8 protein-coding genes and 2 pseudogenes are annotated in these 9,091 nt (G+C 47.6%); 9 read left to right on the forward strand and 1 reads right to left on the reverse strand.

Going from position 1 to position 9,091, the window contains the following annotated elements; translation table 11 throughout:
• Positions 1–794 precede the first annotated feature (794 nt).
• The 5 genes and pseudogenes from HVX64_RS00475 to HVX64_RS00495 all read left to right on the forward strand — a co-directional run.
• Positions 795–1,376, forward strand: coding sequence for a hypothetical protein (locus tag HVX64_RS00475; protein ID WP_141227365.1), 582 nt, complete (start codon positions 795–797; stop codon positions 1,374–1,376).
• A complete protein-coding gene (locus HVX64_RS00480; RefSeq protein WP_046401688.1) occupies positions 1,373–1,867 on the forward strand; it encodes a hypothetical protein in 495 nt (164 codons plus the stop codon). The genes HVX64_RS00475 and HVX64_RS00480 overlap by 4 nt, the downstream gene beginning before the upstream one ends.
• 287 nt (positions 1,868–2,154) lie before the next feature.
• Entirely contained in the window at positions 2,155–2,871 is a 717-nt protein-coding gene (locus tag HVX64_RS24255; protein ID WP_077899760.1) for an EndoU domain-containing protein, read from the forward strand.
• Positions 2,872–3,126, forward strand: coding sequence for a MafI family immunity protein (locus tag HVX64_RS00490; protein ID WP_046401687.1), 255 nt, complete (start codon positions 2,872–2,874; stop codon positions 3,124–3,126).
• A gap of 675 nt (positions 3,127–3,801) precedes the next feature.
• Positions 3,802–4,140, forward strand: a pseudogene (locus HVX64_RS00495) (IS110 family transposase); the annotation flags it as partial.
• A gap of 350 nt (positions 4,141–4,490) precedes the next feature.
• Here HVX64_RS00495 and HVX64_RS00500 read toward each other — a convergent pair.
• Positions 4,491–4,580 (reverse strand): annotated as a pseudogene (locus HVX64_RS00500) (transposase domain-containing protein); the annotation flags it as partial.
• 403 nt (positions 4,581–4,983) lie between these two features.
• Between HVX64_RS00500 and HVX64_RS00505 the strand changes: the two are divergent.
• From HVX64_RS00505 to HVX64_RS00520, 4 genes are all read left to right on the forward strand, one after another.
• Positions 4,984–5,721 carry a hypothetical protein gene (locus HVX64_RS00505; RefSeq protein WP_044254439.1) on the forward strand — a complete coding sequence of 246 codons (738 nt, stop codon included), beginning with the start codon at positions 4,984–4,986 and terminating at the stop codon, positions 5,719–5,721.
• 89 nt (positions 5,722–5,810) lie between these two features.
• Positions 5,811–6,293: a hypothetical protein gene (locus HVX64_RS00510; RefSeq protein ID WP_044254435.1), complete on the forward strand. Its 483-nt coding sequence runs from the start codon at positions 5,811–5,813 to the stop codon at positions 6,291–6,293.
• Between the two features lie 127 nt (positions 6,294–6,420).
• The gene (locus HVX64_RS00515; RefSeq protein WP_072158011.1) at positions 6,421–7,554 is read left to right on the forward strand and encodes a tellurite resistance domain protein; all 1,134 of its coding nucleotides are present in this window, start codon (positions 6,421–6,423) and stop codon (positions 7,552–7,554) included.
• 50 nt (positions 7,555–7,604) lie between these two features.
• Positions 7,605–9,074, forward strand: a complete 1,470-nt coding sequence (locus HVX64_RS00520; protein ID WP_052729097.1) for an SrfA family protein — start codon at positions 7,605–7,607, stop codon at positions 9,072–9,074.
• The last annotated feature ends 17 nt before the right edge of the window (positions 9,075–9,091 follow it).

Here is a 9,091-nt window from a genome sequence, read left to right on the forward strand (position 1 = left end):
AATGATGTACTGAGGTACTGCAAGTATCGGGACGATTTTGCCACATTGCCGGGAGACTGGCACACAAGGTTTATATTTGCATTCTTTCCTCTGGATGCGTCTGCTCCAGCCGGGGCCTGGTACTGCGTCTGGTGCGGGCAACATTACTACGGGGAAATGCTGTGTATTCCTTGTGGCACTTGGTATGCGCGATATTGAAGGAACATGTGACAGGGAAATAACAGCAGAACTGTGAGACCTCCGGTATGCATTATGTTCTGAAGGACAGTTGAATTACGCTGATTTTTTACCCGGTTTAACGCATCACCACCACTTCGCTGTTGTCAGTTTTATGCAACCGAAAATACCGGATCACGGTAATATCCAGCAATCCTGACTGACAATTGCCTTCAGCACATCTGACTCCTGTCTGTTGAAGCATTACTTTCTCGCCACTTCAGCGGGACGAAAAAACATATTAGCCTTAGTTATCATATGCACAAAATCAATAATGTTATTTACAAAATCTTACTACTGCCTTATTTTCTGGAACAATTTTAATACATTTCTTTACTTAAGGGCAAGCAATGGGCAGGAAGCCAGCACGCGGATTTTCCGTCGTCACGCGCCTCTTCTGTATCACCATTCTGGCGGTAGCGTGCGTGCGCGTCACAGCGGCTCCGCTCTCTCCGGCTGACCGTGATACCATTCAACCAACAGCAGCAGCAACAGTTGCTTGAGCAGAACCAGCGTCAGCGTGATGAACTGGAGCGCAGCACACCGCTACCCCTGAACTGGCCTCAGCAGCACAGGCGGTGCTGGCAGGGTGTCAATCGGCAGCGATACTTTGCCTGAATCAGGCGGGGATCCTGACTGCTGAAGTTGCAACTCCAGGCGGCGTGGGTGCAGCGGGGATCCTTACTGTCGGTAAGAATGCAGCAGAGATTGCAGCAGCAAAAGCTGAGGTTGCAGCGGTAAATTCTGCTAAACCTGGATGGTTGCAGAATGTTCAAGCCGGTAATAAGTTCAACGCAGAACAGTCTAAACATTATCCGTATAATGAACTTTATGTAAACAAACCTAACGGAAACGGCTATTATCGTGTGGATTCGTATAACCCGGCAACAGGTGAGATAGTGTCTCGTAAGTTCACACAATTCTCTGATATCACTGAATCAACTGCAAATAACTACATCCGCGAGGCAGTGAATAAATATCCGGTAGGGGCATCTATAGCGCAAGTGCCATCCAGTGGAACGTTAGGTGGTAAAAAATTACAGGGTTCAAATATTCTGGAAATACCTCCTCAAATTAAACCAATTCCACAATCTGTTCTTGACTCAGCTAAGCAAGCTAACGTGATAATCCGTGATACTAACGGAACGGTATACAAATGAGACATAAGATTTTTTATTGCAAAAAATGGTCTATTGGTTACAAAGAACCAATAACCCCATTGACTGAACATGAGGCCCAGAAGCTACATTCTCGCGGCCTTCCATATACAGTACTTATTGATTCAGATAAAGAGCCAACGTGTTTTTTAGAAGTGATAAAAAACAAAAAAATGGTAGGGGTTGGCTTCTTGGATGAGCAACAAAAAGAGTATCTAATGTATCAGTTTCAGTTGGTAGAAAGTGGAAACCTCTTTCTATCAATGGCTGTTTATCGAGAGTTTGCTGAACACGACGGCGAAGGTGCAGGTATATTAAATGTATCGCATGGCACTACATATATCTTTAACGAAGATGGTAGTGCCGTGGTAAGGGAAGAACATTTTAATCCCTATAAACTGGAAGAGAGTCAAACGACGGTCGATGTGACGGGTAATTATGATCAGTTTCCTGAGTTTGGAAAATATGACTCTTTGATTAGAAAAGAACGATAAGACTATTCAGCTAATTACAGACGCTTCTGAGGCGTGTGTCGTGGCATCACGTTTTCATACTGATATGATAGTGGAGTAGCAGATTAGGTGTCGCGACCGAGTGGAAGCGTCTGCGGAGCCAAAAACGCTTAACAGAGCAAAAAGTTGCCGTTCCGGAGGTACAGCAGGGGAAAGTGGTTTTAATTCACGGAAAGGAAAGGAAAAAACCGGGTTAACGACAGGAAGCCGCACAGGAAAGAATTGTTGTTGAGAATAATGCGCTGGGTCCGAACAGCTTCGGAAAAGGCATGGCAGATATGGGGTTATTCCAGCAGTCGTTTGCAGCCAGTATGATCCAGAATGGCGCTACAGCAGATGAGTTAACAGAAGCACTGATTAAAAACTCACAGGGTCAGATACCTGTAGGGCAGGATGCCGTTAAAGGTCTGTTGACTGCCAGGGGCGAATTCTTTGGGGTTCCGGTCAGTGCGTTGACCGCAAATGGAGAAATGACACCGCAACAAGCTGCGGAAATCCTGGCGAGTGGTGTGCCGACCAGTGAAGCAAAACTGATTCAGTATGTAGCAGCTAATGCGTTTTTATCTGTTGCGAAAAGCTCCGATCTTGGATTATCACCTGTAAACCAGAAATATGTGGATATTCTTTCGCCGGAAGCGAAACAGCATATTATATATGGGGATAGCCCTACACAAGGTGGACATCTGTATCCCGGAAATCCAGGAAAAACAGTTTTCCCTCAAAGTTGGTCAGCAGACAAGGTTGTTCATACTGTGGGTTATATAGCAACGTCGCCTGATACTAAATGGTTTGCTCAGACAGGAACCAGTGGTATGTATACCGCTAAGGGCGATCCTGCCAAATGGGTCGCATATGAAGTCAGAGATGGTGTCCGTATTCGTGTTGTTTATCAACCGGCTACAGGGAAAATTGTTACAGCCTTTCCCGATAATAAACCTGTACCTCCGGCATCGAAACCTATAAAAAAATATGAAGGGATTTATTAAATGTTTGGTGTAAAAATCAGTCAATTAGGAAAGTTGCTTGAAGATCGATTAGATCCGGATTTAATTGATGGCGCTTTAGATTATATTCAATATGACGAGGAGCCTCTTGCTTTTGAGATTCTTTGCGACCATATAAGCGAGTATGACATCACCATAACTGAAAATGAGTATGAGTTAATAACTCAACTTATCGAAGAGATGAAGTTTGATATAAGTGAACCACCGTTTAAATATTTAAAAAAATTAGTTGATTAAGCAAATCCCCGCCTTCAAAAGCCGGGGTTTTTAGACCTTCTGCTGCGACTCAATAGCCAGCTATCCCTTCTCGGCAGTGACCACTACTGTCAGTCCGGTATAGAAGGCTAGCGCCTTCAGCCAGCGGCCCTTGAGGGTAAACTGCGGCAGCGGGGTCGATAACCAACCCTGTAATAATGCGCCTGCGGCTCGAAGACGGCGGTTGTGGTGGCGTGCTGTTGTGTGCTGGAATTGCGTTCAGCCATGCTCGTTCAACTCTGTTGCAGAGGGGCGGTAGCGTCTGTGCCCCCAAAAACGCTTAACAGCGCAAAAAAATCCTAGGGAGAAAGTACAATAGACAAAATTGTTATTAACCAATCGAAATAACAGGGAAAAACCGAGCTCATCGCAGCAACCTGCATCGGGAAGAGTTGTTGTTGAGAATAACTCGCTCAGCGCAACCCAGCAGAAAAGCCGTAGCGAAGAACTGGTTGCCTGTGGCAACAACAGTAGCTGTAAAGCCAGTGTTCGTGAGCAATATGCCAAAGAGTTTGACAAAGTTCAGGAACAGCTAAATTCCTGTTTAACTGCCAAGAAATGCGTGGCTGTTGCGAAGGAAATGAAGCAATGGCAGGCAAACATAAGCGCTTGTTCGATAAAGCATTACCCAAACGAAAACAAACTCAGAGTGCTGATATCCGCGGTCTGTTGACCCAGATACATCCGGCTCTGGAGCGTGTTCTCGGCCCGAGACTGGGCCGTGCTCGATCTGCTCCAGTGATATCCTTCGCCCGAAAAACTCGCTTTGCTGGGAGAGACAAAACTGGCGACCCAGCTCAGCTAACTCGCGCCCCGTCTGGGAAAGCGCCTTGCTGCTGACATCACCCAGACTATGACAGAGCAAACCGTCGTCGTTCCCGGCACGAATGCTGCTGTCGTCGTCCTACCGCGCTTGGCACTCCAGCTCATCAACTGCGTAAGCAAAGAGACGAGGTGGCCCTTGAGGTAGAACAGCGGGTTCTTGCTCACCCCCTACTGTTCTCTTAAGGATAAAAACAGTGCTCTTAATCTTGCATTCAGTAGAGGGCCAAGAATTTGTGGAGGAAAAGGTTTCGCGTTGATAGAGATGGCAAGTTTAGTTTACATTTTTCTGAAATATGCATGTTTTTCACTCACGTCGGATTCCCCCTGTTTTTCACTGGCGTTCATAATTGCTTTGCAAGGATGGACAACCAGTAAAAGTAATACTTCGTTCTGGTATCAGCCGCAGATAATATTTATTGTCAGATCTCGTGTAAGTCCCCATCAAGGACGTGGGGTAAAAATTAGTTTACAGAGAAGAAGATGACGTTCCAGGGCAACAGCTCTTTCACGCGGTTGGCTGGTCATGTATTGATGACGCCGATCACGTAGTGCAACCAGGCTTCTGGCTCAATGCCTTTGAGTTTGCAGCTACCGATCAGGCTATACATCATGAATACCTGTTAGAACAGGAAGGAGAATGCTAGAAGTGAAAGGCAGCAATGGCAGGACCAGTGCGATCAATATAGTTGATACCTACTAGAAATCATTGGCTGATATATGGCTGATGGCATTTGCACTAACTCCTGCACATAGCTTGGTACCATAATTTGATAAATTAAAAAATTGCATTTTCAGTATAAGATAATGTACAAAATAGATTGCATAAGATAAGGCGAGGCATTGTGTCGATTTAGAATAATAACAATTGAAATAAATATGCTGCTATGCTTTGTTTGGGGTTACTTATAAATAAAGTAAAATCCTGCCTGATCTCGCTTGAAAATTTTACATAACCTAAATATTTAGGTCTTGATATCTGTTTATTGCCATTGAATTTTTTTTAAGGAAAAAATTGTGAATTCACTTAACAAAAAAACGGCTTGTTTCTTGATTTCTACCTCTTTGCTGCTGAGTGGCTGCGCTAATACCGGAAGTACTCTACTGTCAGGGACAAAAGCGGATCCACGTCTGACAACCACCGAGCAAGCCCAGTTTTTTAGCGCTTCTGGCGCGCAAGGTTGTGGCATTGGTGCGGTATCAGGTGCTGCGCTTGGCGCTGTAGTTGGTGCTCTGGCTGGAGACACCAAGAAAGCAATTACAGGTGCTGCCATTGGTGGTGCTGCTGGGTGCGCAGCGGGTATGACGGCTAACTACTATCTTGATGGCCTGAAAAAAGATTATGCTTCCACAGCCGATCGCCTGCAGGCAATGGATACGGATATCAGCAAAGATACCGCTGCAGTAGAAAAATCTACCCTTGCCATGAAACAGGTTATCAGTGAAAACCAGGCAACCTTAACCAAAATTAGCATCCAAAAAGATAAGGCTGGCTTTGATAAAGCAGGTGCCAAAATGCAATTAGCACAAATCGATGCCAACATAAGTAAGATGAAAGAGACAGTGAAAGGCATGAAAGACAAAGAGTCTGCCTATAAGGTCGCCTTGCAAGGACAAACCACTACCACATCTGCAGAGAAAACCAAGCTTGCTAATTTGAATAAAGAGTACAGCAGTCTGAATAGCAAGATTAGTGACCTGGAAAAAGAAACGAACGAGTTATACGAACAACGCCAGGCCATCTCTCTGGGTTAACAACATTTGGCCGGTCGGAGTATCGGCCTATTTTAAGGCGACTTTAATGTATAAAGCGCCATGATCTGACTCTATTCATGGACAATTTGATGAGAAAATATCTGCTTCTCGCCACTATTGTGCTTACCGGCTGTACTACATCGTCACAGGACTGTGATTTACACGCACAAGATCCGAGTTTTATTACCAAACTAAGCTGCGCCACATCCGGCGGTTATCGTCAGCAAGTTGATAAAAAAGAGCAGCAGGTTCGACTCAGCCAGTATGAAAATGAGTCGGCGAAGCAACAGCAGGCTTATACCCAAAACCGACAGCAGAACGTCAATCAGAAGCTGGCCGATGAACAAGCAAGGTTAAATGCCGTGCGTTCAGACCTGTCACAGACCCTTGCACAGCTGAAGTCCAGCAAAATAAAAAGCAGTGAACGCCAGAAGGAAATTCAACAATTACAGGACTTGCAGCGGCAGTCTCAGCATGCCAGTGGCGCAAGTGAAATTGCTGCAATTGAAAAGAAAGTCGCAGAAGCCAAGCAGAAAATCAAAGTTCTGGAAGAAGCAAATACCCTTCGCTAAGGATGCACTAAAAGTGGCGCTGGTCACCTGGCCACTTTTTCTGCTGCTGAAGAAAACGGCTCTGGCTTGCTGATATGCAGCTGCATGCATACCACGCATACAACTCACAACAATAATGATTTCGGTTATGCAACGATTAACAACTGCTGCGCCTATTGATGAAGCGACTCTGACAATCTACGAGGAGACGGTTGCGATCATACACCGTCATCTTCCACCGTCTCTGGCACTACTCTACGCCACTGCTCGTCGTGGTTCACAAGGACATCTGGAATGGTGGACTGAACGCCAGGGGCTGGCAAAGCCCTTTTCTGCGCTAAGCGATGCGGAACAATCCGCCGTCCAGAGTAAACGCCAGCAGTACCAGGATATTCTGGCCGGTTTGATTGAGCAGCTACTCGCACGCGGCGAAGAACATTCGGCGCATGCCTTGCAAAGACTGCTAACACATTCGCGCGATCTTAATTGCTATAGCGTAGGTGGCGAACCTGTGCTAATCAACTGGGCCATTGTCAGTGAAGCGCCCCTACCTCCCGTGATCGTTATCCCATGGTGGCGACGCTTCCTGCCATGGCTATTGTTGCTGCTAATCGCTTGCGCCTGGTGGTGGTGGCATAAAAATTCCTTAACCCCGCCCCCTCCTCCGGTACATCACGATGTGCCTGCTGCTGCACCTGCTGTCGCCCCCGCCAGCACGAACTTAACCCAGGCAAACCCCAGTATAAATCTGGAGAAACGCAAAGATTTTGGGCGGATTAAAATCAACCTGACCTGGCAACAGGGAAGCCATAAAGAGCCTATCGACCTCGATATCGCCGCTTTTATTCGTTTTAAAAACGGCAAGATCAGTGGTGCCGAAGCGTTGAGTAAGTTCTTGGGTAACTATGACAAACCGCCATATCTGTTGCTGCAACAAGATCTTCGTGAGGGTAACGATCAAGATGGTGAGTGGCTCTTCATTAATGGTAGCCACTGGCAGGATATTGATGAGGTTCTGATTTATAGCTTCATTTACGGCGGTGCCGACAACTGGCAAGGGACCAATGCCACCATCACGATTTATGTGCCCGATCAATCCCCCATTATATCCACGCTGACTGACAGCAATCAGCGCAATAACGTTGCGGCGATAGCCAGACTCAAAAACGTCGATGGCAATATCAACGTTGAACGTCTGGACCGTTTCTTCCCTGACCGGAAGTCGCTGGATAAGCACTATGGCTGGGGTTTTGAATGGACGCCTGGTGCGAATAAAAAATAGCCTGCATCACTGTGGCTTTTGTTAAATCACAGCCTTACAAGGTTTAGACAATGCGAAATTCGATTCAGGGACCACTGCTGCGTACCGGGCATAATTCCTCATTTAAGGCTCTGGGTGAAACGGGCTATCCCGTTTTTAAGATGGCGTTCCAGTTACGTGAAGCAATCTACCGTCTTGATGCAGGGCGCGATTTGGCTCGTCATTTAGCTATCCCACAAAACGATCAGGGTGGTGACAGAACCGATTGGTACAGCAGCTTCCCTGGCGATGTCATCCCCTGGAGCGGTGCGAGTGAAGCGGAGCGGGAATCAGCGCGCCAGCAATTTAATGCGTTTCAAATGTCAGTGCAGGCGTTAAGTGAACAGTTACTCAATGCTGAGCAAAACGGGACCGGGGGCGATCGCCGCGTCTTCGCACAGTTGCTGAAGTCAGTCACACATTTCCCGGATTACGAATTTGTGTATCTCGTAAACGGAATCCTGGTGATTACCTTTTGGGGATTTGTCCATCCGGAAGGCGAACAACGTAATCCTATGCATTGGCTGAGTCCGGCATCACTACCAGCAACCCCTCTCGCGGCCTCAACCCCTCTGTCTCCTGTAGACGCCGCCGTAACCCCGGCGGTTACACCTGTTGTAGATACCGTAGTGCGCAGACGCTGGAGCTGGCGTTGGTTACTCTGGTTGCTACTTGCGTTGCTGCTGCTGGCATTATTATTAGGTCTACTACGAGGATGCGTGCCATCACTCTCCATTCCGGGACTCCCTGCCATCACCACGGATAAAACGGCGATCGATACAGCTCCAGCCATCGAACGTCCAGCCGTAGGCGTTTCCGATGTAACAACGCAGGTTTCCCGCACAGGTTCAGAAACCGTCGTGGGTTCAGCTGTCGTCCCTGGCATATCTGAGGGTACTCCAGTCGATGCACAGCAAGCACTCGAACCAACATCGCCAGCCGTTCCGGCAGAGACAACAACCGCACAGGTCGGTGACGACGCAATTCCGCCAGCCGTTCCTGTAAGTGATGCCAACGCCGATGCGTCGACTACTCCGGCACCTCCTGCTGTACCTGGCACCGCAGACGCTCAAACGCCACCCGCAGTTCAACCAGCCACCACTCCGCCAGTCATCCCGGCACAGGGCACTCCGTTGACGCTTCCTCCGGCCCTTCCCGATGGCCCAGCGCAGTTTCTTAACGGCGAATGGCGCGTGAATGGTGGTATTCAGGACAAGCTCACCGGGCGACCGTTGCAACTGCAATATAACTTTGCCCAGGGTAATGGCACCGTCAGCATACGTCAGTCCAGCGGTGTTACCTGCCGTGGCCCTGCCAGCGGCAATGTGCAGCAAGGGGCGCTGAGTATCACCAATCCTGAGCAGATGAAATGTAGCGACGGTTCAAACTTTATTGTGCCGACAATCGAGTGCAAATCACCCGCTGCTGGCCACGCCGATTGTATTGGCAGCAATGATGGGGAAAAAACATTCCCTATTCGCATGCTTCAACCTAATTCCTGAACAGGGACGAGATAACT

The sequence above is a fragment of the Citrobacter sp. RHB20-C16 genome (assembly GCF_013890155.1).
GTDB classification, from domain to species: domain Bacteria; phylum Pseudomonadota; class Gammaproteobacteria; order Enterobacterales; family Enterobacteriaceae; genus Citrobacter_A; species Citrobacter_A amalonaticus.